The 22,081-nt window shown below is 38.3% G+C and carries 18 protein-coding genes; 7 read left to right on the forward strand and 11 right to left on the reverse strand.

What is annotated here, in order from left to right; all coding sequences use genetic code 11:
- Together AC6CH7_RS18530 and AC6CH7_RS18535 are read right to left on the reverse strand one after the other, a co-directional pair.
- Entirely contained in the window at positions 1-387 is a 387-nt protein-coding gene (locus AC6CH7_RS18530; protein WP_498264150.1) for a hypothetical protein, read from the reverse strand.
- A gap of 53 nt (positions 388-440) precedes the next feature.
- Positions 441-659 (reverse strand): AtpZ/AtpI family protein, encoded by a 219-nt coding sequence (locus AC6CH7_RS18535; RefSeq protein ID WP_498264151.1) that lies wholly within the window; start codon positions 657-659, stop codon positions 441-443.
- 106 nt (positions 660-765) lie between these two features.
- Between AC6CH7_RS18535 and porW the strand changes: the two genes are divergently transcribed.
- From porW to uvrC, 3 genes are read left to right on the forward strand one after another with little or no spacing between them, the layout of a single operon-like run.
- Positions 766-3,543, forward strand: a complete 2,778-nt coding sequence (porW, locus tag AC6CH7_RS18540) for a type IX secretion system periplasmic lipoprotein PorW/SprE (protein ID WP_498264152.1) — start codon at positions 766-768, stop codon at positions 3,541-3,543.
- Between the two features lie 2 nt (positions 3,544-3,545).
- On the forward strand, positions 3,546-5,768 hold the full coding sequence (locus tag AC6CH7_RS18545; protein ID WP_498264153.1) for a penicillin-binding protein 1A: 2,223 nt from the start codon (positions 3,546-3,548) through the stop codon (positions 5,766-5,768).
- A 24-nt stretch (positions 5,769-5,792) separates the two neighbouring features.
- On the forward strand, positions 5,793-7,589 hold the full coding sequence (uvrC, locus tag AC6CH7_RS18550; RefSeq protein WP_498264154.1) for an excinuclease ABC subunit UvrC: 1,797 nt from the start codon (positions 5,793-5,795) through the stop codon (positions 7,587-7,589).
- A gap of 82 nt (positions 7,590-7,671) precedes the next feature.
- On the opposite strand, the gene porN is transcribed toward uvrC, so the two are convergent.
- The 6 genes from porN to AC6CH7_RS18580 all read right to left on the reverse strand — a co-directional run bounded on the left by porN (position 7,672) and on the right by AC6CH7_RS18580 (position 14,295).
- Positions 7,672-8,553, reverse strand: coding sequence for a type IX secretion system ring subunit PorN/GldN (porN, locus tag AC6CH7_RS18555; RefSeq protein WP_498264155.1), 882 nt, complete (start codon positions 8,551-8,553; stop codon positions 7,672-7,674).
- Between the two features lie 6 nt (positions 8,554-8,559).
- Complete coding sequence (gene porM, locus AC6CH7_RS18560) at positions 8,560-10,098, reverse strand: type IX secretion system motor protein PorM/GldM (protein WP_498264156.1); 1,539 nt, start codon at positions 10,096-10,098, stop codon at positions 8,560-8,562.
- A gap of 46 nt (positions 10,099-10,144) precedes the next feature.
- On the reverse strand, positions 10,145-10,957 hold the full coding sequence (gene porL / locus AC6CH7_RS18565) for a type IX secretion system motor protein PorL/GldL (protein WP_498264157.1): 813 nt from the start codon (positions 10,955-10,957) through the stop codon (positions 10,145-10,147).
- A gap of 41 nt (positions 10,958-10,998) precedes the next feature.
- Positions 10,999-12,366, reverse strand: a complete 1,368-nt coding sequence (porK, locus tag AC6CH7_RS18570) for a T9SS ring complex lipoprotein PorK/GldK (RefSeq protein WP_498264158.1) — start codon at positions 12,364-12,366, stop codon at positions 10,999-11,001.
- A gap of 161 nt (positions 12,367-12,527) precedes the next feature.
- A complete protein-coding gene (locus AC6CH7_RS18575; RefSeq protein ID WP_048907674.1) occupies positions 12,528-13,298 on the reverse strand; it encodes a uroporphyrinogen-III synthase in 771 nt (256 codons plus the stop codon).
- Positions 13,299-13,314: 16 nt separating this feature from the next.
- Positions 13,315-14,295: a DUF4271 domain-containing protein gene (locus tag AC6CH7_RS18580; RefSeq protein ID WP_498264159.1), complete on the reverse strand. Its 981-nt coding sequence runs from the start codon at positions 14,293-14,295 to the stop codon at positions 13,315-13,317.
- A gap of 253 nt (positions 14,296-14,548) precedes the next feature.
- Between AC6CH7_RS18580 and AC6CH7_RS18585 the strand changes: the two genes are divergently transcribed.
- On the forward strand, positions 14,549-15,358 hold the full coding sequence (locus tag AC6CH7_RS18585; protein ID WP_498264160.1) for a helix-turn-helix domain-containing protein: 810 nt from the start codon (positions 14,549-14,551) through the stop codon (positions 15,356-15,358).
- A 208-nt stretch (positions 15,359-15,566) separates the two neighbouring features.
- Here AC6CH7_RS18585 and AC6CH7_RS18590 read toward each other — a convergent pair whose 3' ends face one another.
- Positions 15,567-16,463, reverse strand: a complete 897-nt coding sequence (locus AC6CH7_RS18590) for a LysR family transcriptional regulator (protein ID WP_498264161.1) — start codon at positions 16,461-16,463, stop codon at positions 15,567-15,569.
- A 132-nt stretch (positions 16,464-16,595) separates the two neighbouring features.
- Here AC6CH7_RS18590 and AC6CH7_RS18595 point away from each other — a divergent pair, with 132 nt between their 5' ends.
- The 3 genes from AC6CH7_RS18595 to AC6CH7_RS18605 are packed head-to-tail and all read left to right on the forward strand — an operon-like array spanning position 16,596 to position 18,996.
- Positions 16,596-17,579 carry a c-type cytochrome gene (locus AC6CH7_RS18595; RefSeq protein WP_498264162.1) on the forward strand — a complete coding sequence of 328 codons (984 nt, stop codon included), beginning with the start codon at positions 16,596-16,598 and terminating at the stop codon, positions 17,577-17,579.
- Positions 17,580-18,041 (forward strand): DsrE family protein, encoded by a 462-nt coding sequence (locus AC6CH7_RS18600; RefSeq protein ID WP_498264163.1) that lies wholly within the window; start codon positions 17,580-17,582, stop codon positions 18,039-18,041. It abuts the gene before it with no gap.
- Between the two features lie 34 nt (positions 18,042-18,075).
- Positions 18,076-18,996, forward strand: a complete 921-nt coding sequence (locus AC6CH7_RS18605; protein WP_498264164.1) for a molybdate ABC transporter substrate-binding protein — start codon at positions 18,076-18,078, stop codon at positions 18,994-18,996.
- 19 nt (positions 18,997-19,015) lie between these two features.
- On the opposite strand, the gene AC6CH7_RS18610 is transcribed toward AC6CH7_RS18605, so the two are convergent.
- On the reverse strand, positions 19,016-20,497 hold the full coding sequence (locus tag AC6CH7_RS18610; RefSeq protein ID WP_498264165.1) for a hypothetical protein: 1,482 nt from the start codon (positions 20,495-20,497) through the stop codon (positions 19,016-19,018).
- A gap of 23 nt (positions 20,498-20,520) precedes the next feature.
- The gene (locus AC6CH7_RS18615) at positions 20,521-22,074 is read right to left on the reverse strand and encodes a glycoside hydrolase family 172 protein (protein WP_498264166.1); all 1,554 of its coding nucleotides are present in this window, start codon (positions 22,072-22,074) and stop codon (positions 20,521-20,523) included.
- Between the last annotated feature and the right edge of the window lie 7 nt (positions 22,075-22,081).

Here is a 22,081-nt window from a genome sequence, read left to right on the forward strand (position 1 = left end):
CTATTTATTTTGGTGGCGCAAGTTACGTAACAAAGAGTATATTTCAAAGAAGCTGAACAATAAATATAAAGAAAAAAAATTCAGCACAAAAATGATCCCCTTCTCCTTAGCATTTAGGCTGTAAATCAGCACAAAAGCCAAAGAAAAAAACATTTTCACCGCAATGGCCCCCATAATGGCCATTATTCCAACTTCAGGATTACGCTTAAGGCCCAAATCAGCACAGAAATAAGCGATGTAGGTAATAATAGCAAAGAAGAAATATACCAGCCAGAACTTACTGGTCAAAATCCGGATATCGGGAAAAACAATTGGCAACAGGTGGGCTATACCAGCCAAAACCACACAATAAAGTAAATAGGAAACGGTAAAACGTGCTAGGCTCAAAATCTATATTTTTTACAAAAGTAGGTATTTACCTTGGCTTAAAATAATAGACTTTAGTTTTTATTCAACTGTTTTACAACCTGATACATGGCAGCCCCCACACCGATTAAACTAAATACAGCAGTAATAATACGCGTCTTACTTCCTCTGTATTCATCAATTTTATAGCCTATAAATGCAAAAACTCCTATTGTAGCAAGCATTTGAAAACTAATTGAAGAGTATTTAGCAAATGTGCTCAAGCCTTTTTTCTTTTCCTCAGGATCTACCATAACCGGATATATTTAAATAAAATGGGTTTTGTTAAGAAGTTATTGATGAATAAAATACTTTTGTATATATTTTGTTTTTATTAAGCATCAACTTAATCTATATTTTTTGAAAAATTACGCGATCTACAATTTAAAGATAATATTATTTAGCTTATGCCTCTGCATAATATATTCCTGCAGCTCTCAAAAAGATACCGCTTCGAGCAGAGGCATGCAGAACCTAACTGCTCGCTATAATTATATCTACAACTCTAAAGTTCTTTTAATAAATCATCAGCAGGAACTCACCGAAACCTATGTTGATAATTACGACCAGATACTCCCGGTTTATTTAGGCCCCGAAACGAACAACGAGGAAGTTAGCACTTCCCTCAACTTAAAACCAATGGATGATATTATTAAAAAAGCCCAAACCATCATCCTTGAAAAAAGCTACAGCAACTATATCGACGACGCATATATATTATTAGGGAAAGCTAACTTTTTTAATGGTAACTATTTTAACGCTACAGAATATTTTGATTATACTGCTAAAACTTATAAAAGCAACGTAAACAGCCAACTGGAAGCACTCAATTGGAAAGCGCGCAGCCTTATGCAGCTAAAAAGAATCAGTGAGGCCAATAAAGTATTAGACTCCCTGGAATCTATTCTTCCGGATATTAAGAAGAAAAGCAACCTTGCCGAACCATTTGCTACACTTGCCGAAATGTGCATTTATCTTGATAACAATGCAGCTGCCATTTCCTATTTAAAAGATGCAATTAAAGCTGGTACAGGAACAGATAACAGAATACGTTGGACCTACATACTTGCCCAGCTTTACGAACGACAAAAGAACTATCCTGATGCATTAGTAAACTATAGAAAAGTAGTAAAAAGCAATGCCCCTTTCGAAATGTATTTCAACGCTAATCTTAATCAAATTAAGCTAAGAACACTTCAGGGAGGCCCACAGAAAGCGAATAAACAGGATCAATTGCTCGCGCTCCTGAAAGACGACAAGAACCTGGATTACAATGATCAGGTATATTTTCAAATCGCTGAAAGCCATGCTGCAGATGAAGAATATACTGAAGCACTAAAATACTATCAGTTATCTATTCAGAAAAGCACCACAAACCAATATCAAAAGGGCCTTAGCTATTTAAGGATCGCCGATTTAAACTTCAAAGTTTTTAAAGATTACCTTAAAGCCAAGTCTTATTATGACAGCACGGTTAATACCCTTCCTAAAAACTACCCTGGGTATGAGCTTATTCTCAAGAAAAACCAAAACCTACAATATTTAACCAACAGATATCAAATTATAAGTGTCGAAGATACCTTGCAAAGCATTGCGAAATTGCCAGAAGCAGACAGGGCCGCAAAAATACAGCAGCTTGCAACTCCTGTAGTGACAACACAACCGTCTGCAAACGGCAATTCAGCTTCAACAACGGCTTACCAACCAAACTACGGCCGTAACAACAATGCCCAGCTACAGAGCTCTTTTTATTTTAGCAATCCAGCTGCAGTAAGCATTGGGTTTTCAGACTTTAAAAGAAAGTGGGGAAATAGAAAGTTAGAGAACAACTGGCGCCAAAGCATCAGAACATCGGCTCAGGAAACCTCACAGGAAATCGCCAATAATATTAATACATCCACCAGTACTGATGAAGCAACTCCTGTTGTTAAAGACCCTCAAACCCTGGTAAAGCAATACACAGATTCGCTGCCTGTTACACCAGAACTTCTGGCTAAATCCAATCAAAAGATCATTGATGCTTATTACGAAATAGCCAGTTTCTATTTACAGGAATTAAATAGCCCTAAGGAAGCAGCAGAAGTTTATCAGCTATTATTAAACCGATTCCCAGCAAATAATCATTTAGCAGCAACTTACTATAGTTTATTTTTAATCAACAAAGGTGTTGATGAACCAAAGTCTGCAGATTTCAAAAACAAGGTTTTAAAAGACTTCCCTTCGTCTATTTATGCAAAAATCATTATCGATCCTTCATTCTCTTTAAAGCAATCAGAACTCGAAACAGCAGTAACCAAACAATACAACGATATATTTGAGCAGTACTTAAAAAAAGATTTCAATACCGTAATCAATCGTGTAAATGAAAACTCGAAAAGTAATACGAGTGGCTTTTTTGCACCACAGTTTGCATATTTAAAAGCAATTGCGATTGGAAGAACAGACAAAGTAGATGCCCTATTAACCGCTTTTAGCAGCATCACGGAACAGTTTCCAGACGACAAACTGATCACTCCTCTTGTTAAAGGTAATGTAGCCTACATCAATGATCACCTGTCCGATTTTCAGAAAAGAGACACTGCACTGATAGATTTTGACCCTAATGAACCGCCCTTTTTTGGCCCCACCAAACAAATGCCAACCGTTGCCAAAGCACAGGAACCAGTTGCTTCTCAAAAAGCAGATCAAACTGCAAAAGCTCAGGAACCTGTTAAATCTGCCACACCTCAACAAGTAACTCCAGATGTACCTAAAGCAGCAGCAGTAAAGGTCGACGGCCCGTTCAGCACAGCAGTATCAACAGTTTACTACTATATAATCGATGTAGCCGATGCCTCACTAACACTAAGCTCTTCACGTTTTGGCATTGGTCAGTTTAACCGCGGGAACTATGCCGGCAGCGGGTTAAAACACCAATTAAAAGAATTTGACAATGATCAACTCATTTATGTGGGGAACTTTAGTAATTTTGACGAGGCAAAAACCTATGCATCCGGAATCACTCCACAGCTAAAACAAATCATGAAAGTTCCCGTTAATATCTACACAAGTTTCATCATCAGCAAAGAGAATTTCGATAAACTTACCAGTAAAGCTTTACTGGATAAGTACATAGAATTTTATAAAAACAACTATTAAAAATGAGGAAAGCACTTTCGCAGGAAGACATCAGAAAGTATAACTTTACATTATGGAAATTATTAATCGGGGGAATAATTCTCTTTTCCCTGTTTATCATTTGCATCGGATTTGGATTATTTGGAGAGCTCCCATCATTCAGAGATATTGAACACCCTAAAAGCAACCAGGCATCAGAAATTGTAACTGATGACGGCAGGGTTCTAGGCACCTACTTTGTACAAAACCGTTCAAATGTTACCTATCCGGAAATCTCACAAAATGTAATTAATGCATTAATTGCGACCGAGGATATCCGATTCAGAGAACATTCAGGTATCGATTTCAAACGTACATTTACTATATTTTTTTATGCCCTTGTAGGCAAAAAACAAGGGGGTAGTACAATTACTCAACAGCTTGCGTTAAATCTATTCTCTGAAGAAGGAAGGCAGAAAAACTTTGCCAAACGTATTTTACAGAAGTTTCAGGAATGGGTTATCGCTGTAAAATTAGAGCGCAACTATACTAAGGAAGAAATTATTGTCATGTACCTTAACACGGTAGAGTTTGGCAACCAGGCATATGGTATCAAATCAGCCGCCAGAGTTTATTTCAATACTACCCCAGATAAATTAAGCGTTTCACAAGCAGCAACACTTGTCGGCATTCTTAAAGGAATCACCAGGTATTCACCTACCCGTAACCCTCAGCGGTCTTTAGCCAGAAGAAATACAATTATGGGGTTAATGCTAAAAGAAAACCTGCTTACCCAGCAACAATTTGATGCTGAGCAACAAAAACCACTCGGTTTACACTTTAGCGCAGCCACTGTTAACGACGGAATTGCACCTTATTTTAGAGCTGTTTTAAAGAATGACATCAGAAGAATATTTGAAGAGCGTTCTATAACAAAACCAGATGGAACTCCATATGATCTTGACAGGGATGGGTTAAAGATAATTACAACCTTAAATTACGACATGCAGGTTGCAGCTGAAGATGCGCAAAAGGAATACATGAAGACCCTTCAGCAGTCATTTATCAACAGCTGGAAAGGACGAAACCCATTCAAAGGAAAAGAGGCCCAGATAGAACAGGGTGTTAAAAGATCTGATAGATATAGGGCTTTACAGCTTGAAGGTAAATCGGAAGCCGAAATTAAAGAAGACTTTAATACCCCTAGCCGTTTAACCATTTTTACCTGGAAAGGAAATATAGATACCCTAATGAAGCCTATTGATTCTGTAAAGTATTACAAAATGCTTTTAAGAAATGCAATGATGGCGATGGATCCGCAAACAGGATATGTTAAAGCCTGGGTTGGTGGCATTAATTACGAGCACTTTAAATATGATCAGGTTAAAATGGGTACAAGGCAAGTGGGCTCAACAGCTAAACCATTTACCTACGCCGTAGCAATTGAAAACGGCTACTCTCCATGCTTTTCTGTGCTTAACGAGCCTGTTACAATAGAAGTTCCGGGAAGTCCACCATGGACTCCACGTTCCGGCGGTACTGTTCCCGGCTACTTGACTTTGCAAAAAGGACTTGCGCTTTCGCAAAACTATATTGCTGCTTACCTGATGAAACAAGTAGGCCCAACGGCCGTAGCTACATTGGCTAAAAAGATGGGTATTACATCAGAAGTGCCCGCTTACCCATCCATATCACTGGGCTCATTTGATGCTTCTGTTTACGATATGGTTGGCGCATACAGCGTTTTTGCGAATAAAGGAATATGGACAAAACCTACCTATATTCTAAGAATAGAAGATAAAAATGGTGTTGTCCTGCACAGCGAAAAACCAATCCCTGTTCCTGCAATGAACGAAGAGGTGGCCTATGTGATGACCCGTATGCTGAGGGGGGTAGTTACCAACGGAACAGGTTGGAGGTTAGCTGGCAGGTTTGGCATCAAAACTCCAATTGGCGGTAAAACAGGAACAACACAAAACAATTCAGACGGATGGTTTATGGGAATCAGTCCGCAATTGGTTGCAGGTGTATGGACCGGTTGTGAAGACCGTGCATTTCACTTTACTAGTACCGCACAAGGTGATGGAGCTACAACGGCGCTACCTATTTTTGCCGGCTTCATGAAACGTGTTTATGCAAACCCTAAATTAAATATCTCTAAAGCAGATTTCGAACCTCCTAAAAGTGGTGTGTCCATCACTTTTGATTGTAACCAGTATCAGCAGCAGGAGCAAAAAACTGAACTTGATGAGAAATTAGGTTTTTAACCAACTTAACCTACCTTAGTTTCAATGAGTGCTTTTGACTATAAAAAGGCTGTGAGTGATATTCCTCATAAACCCGGCGTCTATCAGTTTTGGGATACCGAGGGTATTTTAATTTACATTGGGAAGGCAAAAGACCTAAGGAACAGGGTTGGTTCCTATTTCAATAAGGATAATCAGATGAATGGAAAAACAAGGGTACTTGTTTCCAAAATCAGAAAAATATCCTTTACCATTGTTGATACTGAAATTGATGCCTGGCTGCTCGAAAACAGTCTCATAAAAAAGCACCAGCCAAGGTATAATATCATGCTTAAGGATGATAAAACATACCCATGGATCATTATCAAAAAGGAAGCTTTCCCACGCGTATTCTGGACCAGAAAAATGGTTAAAGATGGCTCTACCTATTTTGGCCCCTATGCCTCTGTTGGGATGATGCATACGATACTTGACCTAATTAAAGAAACATACCCGCTTCGTACCTGCAACCTCCCGCTTACGGATAAGAACATTAGCGACGGCAAGTTTAAAGTTTGTCTGGAGTATCAAATTGGTAATTGTAAAGGCCCCTGTCAGGCTTATCAAACGCATAATGATTACGACAACAACATAGAAGAGATTAAAGATATTCTTAACGGAAAAATAGGAAATGTAATACGGGATGTAAAACAGGTAATTAAAACCGCTGTTGAACAGCTAAACTTTGAATACGCCCATCAATACCAGCTAAAATTGCAGGTGTTGGAAAAATACCAAAGTAAATCGACCGTAGTAAACAGTGCAATTACCAATATAGATGTAGTAAGTATTGCTTCAGATGAGCGGTATGCTTTTGTAAATTACCTGAAGGTAATGAATGGCAGTATTATCCAGACTCAAACTATCGAAATCAAGAAACGATTAGATGAAACCGATGAAGAATTACTAACCATTGCCATCACAGAGTTCAGAACAAAATTCCACAGTACATCTAAAGAGATCATTGTGCCTTTCGACATTGTACTTCTTGATACCAATTTGAAGTTCACTGTACCTAAACTGGGTGAGAAGAAAAAACTGCTTGAGCTCTCTCAAAAGAATGTGCTGTTTTTCAAAAAAGAGAAGTTAAACCAGTACGAAAAACTCAATCCTGATTTAAGGACCGACCGCATCCTTACGCAAATGCAAAAGGATTTAAGGCTAACTCAATTACCAAAACATATAGAGTGTTTTGATAATTCCAATTTTCAGGGCCAGTATCCGGTATCTGCAATTGTTGTTTTTAAAGATGCCAAGCCATCAAAAAAAGATTACAGACACTTTAACGTAAAAACAGTTGAAGGGCCGAATGATTTTGCCACAATGGAGGAAGCTGTTTACAGACGATATAAGCGCATGTTAGAAGAAGAAGGAACATTACCTCAACTTATTATCATTGACGGTGGTAAAGGCCAGCTATCATCAGCACTAACGAGTTTAAAAAAACTGGGTATAGACAAAAAAGTTACGGTAATTGGAATTGCCAAACGTTTGGAAGAATTGTATTATCCGGGAGACTCTTATCCTCTTTACCTTGATAAAAAATCTGAGACACTAAAAGTAATTCAGCAACTAAGAGATGAGGCGCATAGGTTTGGCATCACCTTCCATAGAAAAAAACGAGATCAGGGAACATTAAAAACCGAACTGGAACAAATAGAGGGTATTGGCAAAACAACAGCCGATAAGTTGTTAAGGCATTTTAAATCAGTAAAGAAAATAAAAGAGGCATCAGAAGCAGCCCTTGCAGAAGTATTAAACAAAAAACAGTTACAAACTCTGCTCGATCACTTTAAACAATAAGATATAAAACGCTAAACAATAGCATATAAAACACCACATCTCGACTTTAGGAGATGACAAAAAAGTTAAAACAAAATCCGTTTTAATACTCCCAAAGGCTCTGTTCAAAATCAGCGATCGATTTCTTTATCCGATCGGACTCGTAAAGCTTTCTAGGATCTTTTGGATCAGTAAGTCCTAACATATCCGTAATATTTTTATTTCCGGGATTGGTTTCTTTAACAACATAACTCGAGAACAATCTTCTAATAAAAAAGTCATCAAAAGTTAAAGTAGAGGCATCATTACCTGGATTGTTAAGGCGTTTTTTGCTTAACAGTTCACGTGCATCATCATAATAAACCCAGAATACCGGTTGCCAGTGTCCTTCAACCTCTTTCATTGGCGCAATACCAACTATTCTTGGTTCAAAAATAGACCGCTTAGAATCCAGAATCCAATCTTCTTTTATCCTGTATTTTAAAAACTCATCTGATCTTAATCTTCTTAAAGAAGGTTCGGCAATTTTACCTGTTGCAGAATCAGCTACGCCTTCACTTACACCTCTTGCACTTTGTAAAGCCTCCTGGGCGGTTAAAGCAATGCGAAACGAATCATTATCATCAAGAATCTTACCAGCAGTTGTATCCTTATTAGAATATACCGTTAGCTCCTCATTGCCTATGGCTTCTAACAGCACATCAATCAATTTAGAATCCTCAGCTTTAAGAACCGAGTTAATGGTGTCCCTTAAATCAATTTCACGCCAAATTCTTTTGGCATAATAAACATCCTCTTCTCTTACATCAGCGTATGGAACCATCACATTACTGTCGATTTCCTTCCTTACTGCAAAGCCATCCTTTGGAGGTGTTTTAATCTTAGTTTTCTTAAGCGAATCCACCTTAGCCGGAGCTTCAGGGACTTGTGCAAATGCACCAATACTTAACAACAATAATGCAACAATACCTAAGACATTTTTCATAATATTTTATTTTGCTACAAATGTAATTCCGTCCAAAACTTTTTGTCTTCCATCTGGTCCTTCGCAAACAATATCCTTAAAGATAACAGTTGCATTTGGTTTAATAGAATTTAAAGCCCCTTTAATCTGTCCGTTAAAGCCACCACCATTGCATTGAATGGTAACAGCATCAGCCTTCGGATTAATAAAGGTAGCAGAAAATCTAATCACCCTGAATTTAACATCGAAAACGAAATCTTCAAGCTGTGTCTCTATTCCACCAGCACCTTCTAACCATTCCAAAGGAACATTACCTCCGGCTTTTCCTTTAACGTATGCTCTTGGTGTAGGCAATCCTTTAACTCTGAATTGCTGAGAACCCAGATTTAATGTTTTTCCTGCATTAGTAGCAGAAACATTAATGCTTAAAGTTTTACCAACCTGTCCACCACCAACATTAACCGTATACTTACCATTACTGCCGGAAATAGATCCTCCTGATATAGAAGCGCGAACACTTTCTAAAGGAAACCCAGCTGCAGAAACAGAGAATGGGTTAGGTATACCAGCATAAATAACATTCATTTTATCTGGTGATACAGTTGCCGAAGGCTTAGCTACCTGATAGCTTTGCTCAGCAGTAGGATATTCTTTAATCTGTCCGTCGGTTTGTCTAACGCGGATAACTCCTTTCCATCTAAAAACACCAACACTGCCGGTGCCACCAGAATAAGTTCCTTTACCCTCTTTAACAGACAAAGCATTTCCACCAACAGAAATTTCAGGATTAGATCTAGAGTCACTAGCCGTTAAGAAAACCTGAGCGGTATACGGCTGACCTTGTATCACATATGAACTTGGCGCTACAGCAACCGCTTCAAACTGATCTAAATTTACAAGTGCCTTATCCATATTACCGAATAATTTCTTTACAATTTCAGCTTCAGCATTTTTAACGTCAGACTGTATCTTGGTTAAAATTGTATTTGCGGCAGTAAGTGGAGTACCTTCACTAAAATTAATATCCTCCCACTTTTTATTGCCGTTGATATTTTTCTCCGCGTCTTTAGCCTCCAGTGTAAAGGTTACACCTGCACGATCTTTCTCATCCAGTAAGGCAATTAATTTTTCACGGGTTTCATTGATCTTAACTTTAAGCTTCTGACCCTCTTTCTGATTAATCATAATGCCCTGCGCAATGTCAAGGTTTGCTCTTTCAACAAGGTCACCTGTCTCCTCATCAATCCCCTTTCCTTCGGCATTAAACTTATCTTTCAGCTTCTGAACATAATTATTCAACTCGTCTGCATAAGCTTTAGCTTTATTGGCTTTATCCCATATTGGCTGAGCCCTTGCCGGCTCATCTTTAAGTTTTGTGTTTTGAAATGATGTAAATAATTGTTCAATGCTTGTATTTACGTTAGTTTTTGAGCTAACTAAACTATCATTGATATTTTTAAAAGCATTTAATATAGTATCTGATACGTTTAAGGCGAGCATAGCTAACAATACCAAATACATGATATTGATCATCTTCTGTCTCGTTGTCTGTTTTCCTCCGGCCATTCTAAATAGGTCTGTTTGGTTAATTAATAAATAAAATAATTACTAATTATCCGCGTGGCTGGTTCATAGCAGATAACATATTGCCATAAATAGCATTCAATGATGACAAGTTTTTAGCCAGTTTACCTACCTCCTCTTTAAACTGTTTAGAATCTTCCATTGATTCATTAAAGTTGTTCATCGTAAGCGATAAGTTCTGGTAAAACTTATTCATAGATTTCAAATGAGCACTTGAATCCTGCAGTTCTAATTCATATACAGCATTTAAAGCCGATAAGTTTTTAGCTAATGTATTTACCTGCTCATGATAAGATTTAGAAGCAACGTTGCTCTCGCCCATTTCTACTAATTGAGAAGTAGCCCTTTCAAAAGCATTGTTAAGGTTATCAAAACTTGCAGATGCACCTTTGATTTTACCTGTAAATTCAGCTGTTGCAGTTGAAACATCAGCTACATTAGATATTGTAGCAACTTTATCACCAAAAGTACGTAAACCCGTACCCAGGCTTTCGATCAATTCAGGACCAATTTTAGCATCTACAAGCATTTTATCCAAAGCCGCAGTTGAAGAAAAACTTGCAGCAGGTGCAGCAACCGGTCTGGCGGAAGCTTTAGGCAGTTCACCATCAAAATCGTCTCTTAATTCAGGATATACCCTTTCCCATGCTGGTTCTGGCTCAGGCTGAATAAATCCGGTTAGCGCAAAAAGAATTGCTTCTACCCCTAATCCGGCACCAATCATATAATTACCCCAGACACCACCCAGGTGAAGGATTTTGAAAAGTGCTCCAAGAATTACCACACTGGCACCAAGCGATATAGCTAAGTGCATCTTATCAAATTTTCTATTTGCTGCCATTTTATTAAAATAAGGATTTTCGATTTTTGGGTTTTGTTCGTTTAGTTTTTATAAGAAATATCAGTTCCAGGATATGAAGAAATACATCTGAAACCAATATAAGATCTTGCTTCATCCTGATACTCATAAGTACCAACAGAGTTTTGCAGGAAGAAACCTATGTCTTTCCATGAGCCACCTCTTACAACCTTACGTTTTTTGTATTTGCTGTCGGAAGTTTTGGCTACATACGTGAAATTAGGATTAAAATCGTGTAGCATTGGTGCTGCTGATGGGTTGTAAGCAGTTATAGTCCACTCGGCAACATTACCAGCCATGTTATATAACCCATAATCATTCGGGAAATACGATTTTACGTTTACGGTATACAGCCCACCATCATCTGAATAGTTTCCACGTCCAACTTTAAAGTTTGCCTGCATACATCCTTTAGTGTTACGCACATATGGCCCACCCCATGGATATTTTGTTTTCACATTACCGCCTCTGGCAGCGTATTCAAACTGAGCATCACTTGGTAGTTGGTACTCAGGTCTTGAGTTAAGCGGTTGTTTCCTTGCTACCGCTACTGATTCATAGAAGCGTGTACGCCATACACAAAATGCAGAAGCCTGTTCCCAGTTTACACCAACCACAGGATAATCGTCGTAAGACGGATGGTTAAAATAAGTTTTAACCATTGGGTCATTCTGCGAATAGGAATAATCTACTTTCCAAACCATCGTATCTGGATAAACTGCAATAGATGGGTGGTGATTAGGATTAGAGGGATCAGGTAAATCTGTATAAGTAACAATAAAATCCTGTCTCTTTTTAGAAGGATCATTTCTTCCTTCGGCAGCCAGGTCAGTGCTTACATAGCTGTATGCATATCTTAATTTTCTGATATCAATTTCATTTCTTCCTGGAATCGCATCCGCTCCGCTATAATACATGTCGGTTAGCTTACTGCCGTATCCGCCATTTTTATTACTCCACAGTTGTGATCCGTTACCAACTTTTCTCCAGTCGATATTTCTTGTTCCACCAAGAGGAGTTGAACCTGCCGGTCCTTGCGGTTGTGCCTGAAAATAGTTCGGTGCACCAGATGGGCCTAAACTAGTTACAGCAATTGAATCTCTGACCCAGTTTACAAACTGCCTGTATTCAGCATTTGTAATCTCGGTCTGATCCATAAAAAATGCACTAAAGGAGGTCATTTTACTAGGTGAGCTCTGAGAGTTATTGATGTCCTCATCAGATATACCTATAAGCGTTCTGCCAGGAGGTATGTAAACCATACCTAAGGGAATCCTATTATTTCTGAATTTTTTATTGTATACACCAACCAATTCGCCCTGGCCGCCCTTTCCACAACTGGAAAGAAATATTGCAACGATAAAAAAACCTAATAAGTATCTGTTTCTCATAATTAGCATCAAGCAATTTCCTAACAATTTTATCAATAATGATTGATATAAACAATTATTGGGGGGAAAAATATGCTTAAAGACTAAAATGAACAGAATTTAGTTCAAATGAACTCAATTATTAAACTTTAAAGAAATAATGCTTAACTATATGTTAAGCATTATTTGTTAGACTTTTTAATATAATTCTCTATAGCCATAATCATAGAAGGAGCCTCTGGAGAAGGGGCTGCAATGTCTACAATCAGGCCTGCATCCTTAACAGCTTTATGGGTATTTACCCCAAAAGCGGCTATGCGGGTATTGTTCTGTTTAAATTCAGGAAAATTAGTAAACAACGACTGAATACTTGATGGGCTAAAGAACCCAATCACATCATAAAAAACTTCGGCCAGATCAGAAAGATCTGAAACAACTGTTTTAAATAGTACAGCCGGAGTAAAATCATAACCATTCTTCTGCAAGAAATTCATAGTATCCTCAGTAGCTACATCAGAGCAAGGGTAAAGGAACTTCTCACCTGCGTGTTTTTTCAAAACCTCAGCTAAATCTGCTGCAGTTTGCTTTCCAAAAAAGATCTTGCGTTTTCTATACTGAATGTATTTCTGTAGATATAAAGCAGTAGATTCTGAAATACAAAAATACTTCAGATCGGCAGGAACTTCGTACCTCATTTCTTCACAAATTCTGAAAAAATGATCAACGGCGTTTCTGCTGGTAAATACCACGGAGGTGAAATCACTTAATGTAATTTTATCCTTTCTAAAATCCCTGGCAGGTACTCCTTCAACATGAATAAATGATCTGAAATCAATTTTCAAGTTATACTTTTTTGCCAAATCAAAGTAAGGAGATTTCTCTGTTTCTGGTTTCGGTAATGTTATTAAGATACTCTTTACCTTACGCAACCTATCTTCTGTCTTTTCTTGCATTTTACAAATTACACGGTTATAATCCTATTGCCTTGATTAAAATTAATATAGGGCAAATTTCGAGGGCACAAAAGTACAAAAACAAATAGACTTTTGAAAATCGATGATGAGATAAAATATTAACCCCAGCCCTTATGAACTGAAAAGCAAAGATCACCCCTAGTAGTATAAAAGAGATCGCAATGTAGTATGGGCCATACTTTAAGGGGGATAATGCGAACGCAATAACCAATGGAATGAAGATTAAAGAGAGATTAAAATAACTCAAATATAATATTGTAACATATTCATTAACCGGCTTCTGAATGTCAAAAAGGTACCCTAATATCCTTAAAATAACTATTTTCATGATATATAAAACCACAATAAGAATAGAAATGCTCAGGTAAAACTGAAACCCTGTACCCGGAAAAGAGATATGATAAAAGCCGGAAACTAGGTAAAAAAACATACCTATTGTAAAACCAAACTGAACAAATAAGAGCAAAAAAGGCCACGATGTAAACAGGTTATCTTCTTTATTAAGATTGTTCAAAACCCTGTTACTAAAAAAGGATTGTACAATTGTTTGTAACTGTTTATTAAAGGATATTTTTAAAACTGCAAACAAAACCAAAAGCAAAGCTACTATAGCTGGCACCCAAACTGAGCCCTTTGGTACTGGTTTGCCCAATCTGTATTTACTCACCTTCATTGTGGTAAGCTCTTTATACCTGTTGATAAGATCAGAACGGCCTACAACATTTACCTTAATTATGCTATCCATAATCATGTGTTTCCGGATCATTGAATCAGGGAAAAGCCAAGTGTGAGTCATTATAGAATCTGTAACAAATTTCTGACGGGCAAGAAAAGCCGGGTCCTTTACAAATTTGCGGGTGTGAGTAATTGGCGCGACAACACTATCCGTTGTCTGTGGTACTATCTGCGCATAAGTCTGGTTATAGCCTAAGGCAAAAAATAAGGAAACAATTAGTATAACACGACTCAAATTCATCGCTCCAAATTTAGATAAAACTTTTGAAGATCGTACCACTAGCATTGATCATGAAACCCAGCCGGTTCGAGACTGCTTCGGGATTGGTTCGGGTAAGGGTACCTTTTTCCGAACCAATCTGCTCCCAGTGCTCATCGTGTCTTGATTCAGTCCAAGCCCGGTTTCCTTACAACACGGTCTGAATACATAACCAGATTATATCTTTTCTGTAGTAGAAAAATACTTATATTTAATTAACCCTCTAATGTTTAGTATGGATCCCTACAACTCGGTTGTTAAAAAAATGGCACCAACTGAAGCACTTCAGGCTTTTGTATCTGAATATGTTTTCAGAATACTTACCGTACCAAAAGGCCATCATGTTCTTAAAGCAATGCCTTTACGGGTAATGGGTTCTATTGATTTCTTTTTGGGCGACAGTTTCGAAACTATTAATTGTAACTCTAATCAGGCTGAGCCCTTTAAAAGATGTACCATTCGCGGTCCACGTACTCATAAAAAATATACCATTGCAATTAATGGCCATTTTGTTTCTTTTACCATCAAATTTAGAGCTGCCGGCCTGTATCGTCTATTAGGCATCCCTGCAAATCTTTTTTGTAATCAGGCTGTTGATGGGCAACTGCTATTTGCCAATATATTTAAAGAAATAACCGAAAGGCTGATGTCTTGTAACACCATAAATGAGTGTATAGAGATTGTAGAGCCTTACCTACTGCAAATGGCATTAAAACATGCCAAAATTTATCCTTCTAAAGCGGTAAATCAAATGACAAACCTAATCCTTACCAATAAAGCTCCAGTATTTTTGCCTAAGGTATCCCTATCGGATAGGCAGCTGGAAAGGAATTTCGCAAAAGAAGTTGGTACTACCCCTAAGTTATATAGCAATATGGTTCGTTTTGAAAACCTGCTTCGTTATAGAATTGATTTCCCTGATAAAAGCTGGACCGAAATCGCTTATGAATTTAATTATTACGATCAGATGCATCTTATTAAGGCCTTCAAAAGATTTCTTGATATTACTCCAAGCGATTTTCGTCCGGGAAACTTTGCTATTTAATCTATTTTGAAACATCATTTTGTTCTTAATATTCTAGCAAAAGATGTCGCTTTTTTACTATTAAATTCGATAATACCACTTGAAATTTGGATATACCTTCATTAAATATCCATCTATGAAAACTCATCAATCATTATTATTGCCAACACTGATATTGTTGGGCCTGGGGATGTTGATGTTGCTCACAGTAGCATCAATATTAAGTTGATCAGATATTAATATGACCTCTACAAAAAAGCTTAAATGATTCTATAACTTTTGAAGTTCTGCCATGCAGCTGAATAAACTGGAAAGTGCGAAACATCTCGATCCCTTTAACATCTACAATACTAAGTTCATTCCTCTTCAGCTCTCCAATGATGGTTTGCATTGACAAAAATGCCGCAGCTTCCGAATGAAGCAGATATTGTTTGATACTGACATTACTTTCCAGTTGTAGTTCAATTTTGAGATCTTTTAGGCTTATACCAGCTTCACTTAATGCTTTTGAAATAACATCGAGTGTCCCCGACCCATGTTCTCTAAGTACTAATTGCAAATCAAGTAACTGATGGGGCACGATTTCTCCTTTTTGAGCCAATGGGTTGTCAGACTTTGTAACTAAGACCAATTCATCATCACTAAATTTCTCATAGTTTATCTGTGGATAATGCATCTGCCCTTCTACCATTGCCACATCAATTTTACCATCTATTACCAGTTGCGTTATAGATTCTGTATTCCCTCTGGTAAATGTAAATATGATTTCGGGGTAAGCAGTTTTAAATAAAGCAAGGATTTTAGGCATGAGCGTTTGTGCCAACGTTGTACTTGCTCCTATGCGAAGGTTACCCCTGAGGCCATCGCTTAACTGGGCCAAGTCGTTTTCGATATGCAAATAGATTTCAAATATTTTCGCGGTATGCTTTAATAAGACATTGCCAGCCGGTGTTAAGGAAATATGATTTCCGTTGCGAACAAACAAAGCCGTATTTAACTGTTTTTCGAGCTCTCGGATATGCCTGGTTACTGCAGGCTGTGTAATAAACAGTTCCGCAGCTGCCTTAGTAAAGCTCAGTTTTAGTGCAACAGTTTGAAATACTTGTAACCTGAAATCGAATATCATGCAGCCAATATATAAATATCCATAGAATTACGTAATGACCTTTGATAACCTTTTGTTATGACTTATAACTATAAGCATCTTTTGCATTAGCTTCCTTAATGTCATCTTTGGGTAACACACAAATAAAAAATTATGCTAGTAAACCAATTAAAACTCTTTGCCATTATTGGCGCCGCTGCTTTAATATGCAGTTGTAATGGACCGAACAAACCAACACAACAGAAGGATTTAAACGAACCAAAACCCACAGCTATTGTTAAAGAGGTATGGCAGGCTCCTGAAGAGCGCACTATACCAAAAAATGCCAACGGCGAAATGATTCGCTATGGTAAAGATTTGATTGTAAATACTTCTACTTATTTTGGCCCTAAAGGAAGATTAGGTAAATTTACTAATGGATTGAATTGTCAAAATTGCCATTTAGATGCAGGTACCAGGATATTTGGAAATAACTACGCTGCTGTAATGAGCAGTTACCCGAAGATTACTGCACGCTCAGGAAAAATTATCAGTCCTGTAGCACGGATCAAAGGCTGTTTTGAGCGTAGCCTTAATGGCACAATGCCAGATTCTACTTCTAAAGAAATAAGAGCAATGCTTGCTTATATGGAATGGCTTAATCAGGGGGTTCAAAAACCGGAAGGTATGTATGGAAGGGGAACAGAAAAAATAGCACTGCTAAATCGTCCTGCCGATCCTAAAAAAGGTGCATTGTTATATTCCTCAAAATGCAGAAGCTGCCATGGCGAAAATGGCGAAGGCATTGCTGCAGCTGGAGGCAAGACCTTTATTTATCCGCCGCTATGGGGCAAACTAAGTTATAATGATGGGGCGGGACTTTATCGCCTCTCTAATTTTGCGGGTTTTATAAAGAACAATATGCCTTTTGGTGCTTCTTACAAGAATCCAATATTAACGGACGAAGAATCATGGGACATAGCCGCTTTTGTTAACTCACAGGCTCGCCCTCACAAAGATCAACATAAAGACTACCCTGATTTAAAAAAGAAACCTGTAGATGCCCCGTATGGACCGTACGGAGATCAATTCTCAGAAAAACAACATAAATACGGTCCGTACCAGCCAATTAAAAATGCACACAAAACAAAAACATAAATGAAAAATTTAACCAAGTACATCTTTGCAATATTCGCAATCTTATTATTTACTGTCATCAAACCGGCAATGGCTCAAAACAGTCCGGAATTTCAACCGGCAAAAAGCAAAAACAAACAATATTATGCGCTTTATGCATTAAATAGTGGTGATGAGCAAAAGATAGCGGGAACATTAAGAAATATTAAAAATGCGTTGGAAGATCCTCGTCTAAAGGGAAGGCTTCATATTGAGCTCATTGCCTTTAGCGGAGGTGTAGCAGTGTACGATAAAAAAGGCCTCTTTAAAGAAACTTTACTCGATTTAAAATCCCATGGAGTAGATCTTGTTCAATGCGAAAATACAATTAGGGAGCGCAAAATTGAGAAGAGCTCTTTGTATGATTTCATCAACTATGTTCCCAGTGGCAATGGAGAAATTATCTTACGCCACTATGAAGGATGGGCAATTGTCCATCCGTAAATATTTTTTAAAATGACGATTTAACCACAAGATAATGAGTAAATTAAAGCTAATCATACTTATACTAACACTAGTATTTTTCAACAATACAGTTGTAATGGCTCAGGATCATTATTTCGATCCGCCATGGAATACACCTCCCGATGCAAAGGTGCAGTTTACAATTCCGGGAATTGACAATGTACCAGATATTTATGGCGACATAAATGACCCCCAGCTAATTGTATTTTTTGCAGGCAACCAGTTTATGGTTATTGATGATTTGATGAAATCATTTAAGCTTAAATACCCTCAGTACACCCGTGTACTTGCAGAAACCCTCCCGCCGGGAATTTTAGCAAAACAGATTGAAGCGGGCAGCATTGTTATTGGCAACATGCGGATAACATTAAAGCCGGATGTATATACTGCCGGTAAAAGCAGAATCGATGAAAGTAAAGCCTGGTTTAGCAGAACTGAGCTTTATGCTAAAAACAAACTGGCTATAATGGCCCGAAAAGGGAACCCTAAACAGGTAAAGAAATTAGCTGACCTGGGGCGTAGTGGTGTGCGTGTAAGCATGCCTAATCCTGAATGGGAAGGAATTGGAAAACGCATTGAGGAAGCTTATAGAAAAGCAGGTGGAGACGCACTTAGAAACACCATTATGGAAACTAAAGTAAAGGATTCGACAACATACCTTACTCAAATTCATCACAGGCAAACACCTATGCGCATTTTATACGAGCAAAGCGATGCAGGCCCTGTTTGGTATTCTGAAGTACATTATCAGAAAATGATCGGTCACCCGATTGAGTACATTGAGATTCCTGAAAACGAAAACATCAAGGCGCAGTATTATGCCGGACAGCTTAAAAAAGCACCGCATCCTAAAGCCGCTAAAGATTTTATGGATTTTCTTGTGAGTAAAGAGGCCCGTGCCATTTACAGCAAGTACGGATTTGAACTCCCTTAAAAAAGGAGTTCAAATTTTATTAACTTTCTTCTTTAAGTGGACTCACTTTAATGGATTTGAATTTCATTTCACCATGCTTGGCGTAGAACCATAAAAACCCACCCTTTTGTTCTGGAGTACGGTTTACAATGCATCTTTTGTTATCAATTGAAACATCTATAATATCGTCTTTCACTATTATATCAAGCTTAATGGTTTTGTTTAAACCGCTAACAGCCCTTATCATGGTATTACCAAGACTTACGGTCTGATTATTTGGCGAGAAGTTAAGTCGGTAACCGGCCTCTGCCTTTTCACGTGATCTTAAGTACAGTCCATACTCATCAACCGAACCAACTGTTTCTATTTCCATAGTAATCCGGCTGTTTAATGGAATAGCCTCTGCATGGGCTGCTCCTACACCATTAGGTGCTTTAATTGAAATACTGTTTTTGCTGACAATAGAAGCGTACAGATCAGCAACTAGATTAGGTTGAATCTCTGTTCCAGTTTCAGGGATCATCTCTGCCGGGAACTTTGAGCTTAGGGTCCCATCGGCTTCCTGTATGATTTCTCGAAAGATGGCATTCCCGCCAAACCTTTCTCCTCCATCATCCTTGTTTTGATCTCTTGAAGGAATCCATGCAGCGGCAATGCGTCTGTTGTCTTTAAATTCGGCAGTCTTAACAACGTTTGTCCACGACTCATTGATGGTTTGGTAACGGGGCTCTTCCCATGGGCCATAAGGGCTTTTAGATTTCACATAATAGGTATCCCCATTGTCGCCATACACCAAATAATACCACCCATTCCATAAGAAATAATCAGGGCACTCCGGTACTGATGATTGTCCGGTTAATACCGGATCAAGTACTGTCCAGCTCTTTAGATCCTTAGAGGTAAGGTGTACCAAAGCGCCACCTGCGTGCCTCAATACAGAATTCTCTTGCCAGCTGGATACGAACAAATGAAACTCTCCTGTTTTCTCATCTACAAACACCTTTGGGTCTCGAAAATCTCTTTTGCTATAACCCGGAGCTGAAGTATAAAATGGATTGGGTTTTTGCTTATCGAAGTTAATGCCATCAGAGCTTATTGCGTAACTTAGCTGTTCATTTACCTGTCCTTCTTTGTTGATAAGCCGTGTAGCATAAAAAGCATAGTATTTATTTTTATAATACACGATGGAGCCTGTACAGATGGATTTCTCCCAATCCTCATCAATTCCAAGTACTACAGGATGTTGCTTCCATGTTTTTAGATCTGTTGTGGTACTTAAGGCCCATTGATGGCCTCCCAATCCTTTTAGGCTGGCATGGTGTGCAGAATCTAGAAGCCAATAAAATGAGTAAGTACCGTTTCGCGAAAAAGGCATACAATCACCAACAAACAAATCACCTTTAGGCCTCCAGTATTGAAGGTTCTTAGTGCTTTGAATCTTAGGATCGTACCACACACCAAGCTGCGCCATAAGGCTATTGGTCGCAAAAACGATTAGCATTAGTAGTAAATATCTTTTCATATGTGTTGTTTAAAGTAAGGTTCTTAATTGGTTCTCCTGAAGCCGTACCAATAGGTTGTAGCAGCACAGTCAGCTTCGCCATGTGCCCAGCCCAACATTTCCAGATCATATTTAAAGTCTGTTTTAAAAGTTACGCCATCGAGATTTCTTGTTCTGGTAAAAGTATTATGGCCGTAAGAGTCTTCTTTATCAGCTCTTGGTGCATTGGCAAAAGGGGATTGATAAAGTACCACTGGTGCCCAGGAAGTATTGTAGTAATCCTCAGCTCCCGTGCCAAACTCTGAGGGGAAGGTTTCACCATCTACATATAGTTTCTGATCACCCTCGCCATACCAGGTATGCATGTGATTGAATACTGCAAAACTATCTCCAAGGAAGATGCCTTTGCCTTTGATTTTGCTAAGCTGCCATTCAATAGCTCCGGATGAATCATCCCATTTCTTTATTGAGACTTTTTCTGAAAACTTCCAATGTGCATGAAAATACATACTGTTGCTATTCCATGAGTAGGGTTGACTGATTGCTTTTAATGTGATTGACACCGACTGATCACTTTGGTTTTCTAATGATACAGTAGCCGATTTCTGATAAGGCATTGTCCACCTGGAGATAATTTCCCCATCGGCAGTAACAGTCCTATACCAGCTTTGCAAAGACTTGCCACCTACTCCTGATCCTGAAAAATCACCTATCGGACATTCAACACTTTGCTCGCCGTCAAACTTGATCTTTAGAATGGTTGACCTCAACAGCTTCTCTAGATTTTGCTTATCCTGAGTTGAAACTTCAATGCTTAAGAATTTAACTGCATTCGCTCCGTTGGGCAGATTTACAGATGCAGTTTGCTTTGGCAGAATAGTTTGGTTTATTAATGATTGCTTTCCTTTATTGACATTTACAGGATTTAAAAGCTGTTCGTTAACCTTATCTAGTAAAGTGGTTAAATTTCTAGCCTCCTTTAAACTAAATGTTCTAACAGCTGTATTTGCAGCATATTTGCGGAAATTGATCTGATAATATCTGGGCTCTTTTATTTCGGGTTGTGCATCTTCCCAGGTAACCTTACAATGTTTTGCGTACGGCATTGGCAGATAAAGTGTACTGCCTCCTTTTTCTAAAGGTTGATAACTGGAATGGGGAATTAATAAAGCGGGGCCGGGCTTTAGATCGATCTTCATCAGATCGTAAGATGGTATAACAATCTCTGGAATGGGGTTATTGTCAAAATAAATCCTGAGTTTGCCCGCTCTTTTAAAAGTGGTTAGCCAGAAACGCACCAATGCACCCGGGCCTTCCTGATCGAGCATCACATATTCTTTATGACCCTTGTTCTGCTCTACCCTTATAAATTGCGAGTTATCGCCATTGGCAAACCACCCGGGTTTATCCCGCGAGATAGAATGACGATCGTAGCTGCTGGCCTGACCAGCACTGTAATCAGGCTTGGGCCAATAAGTAACAGCATTAAAATCTGTCATTTCTTTAAGCAGCGATGCTGTGGATATCGTCTGTGCGTGTCCAATAAATCCGCCAGCTATCATTAATATTGTTAAAATACCTGTTACAAATTTTTGCATATGATTA

The organism is Pedobacter sp. GQ55, assembly GCF_059758925.1.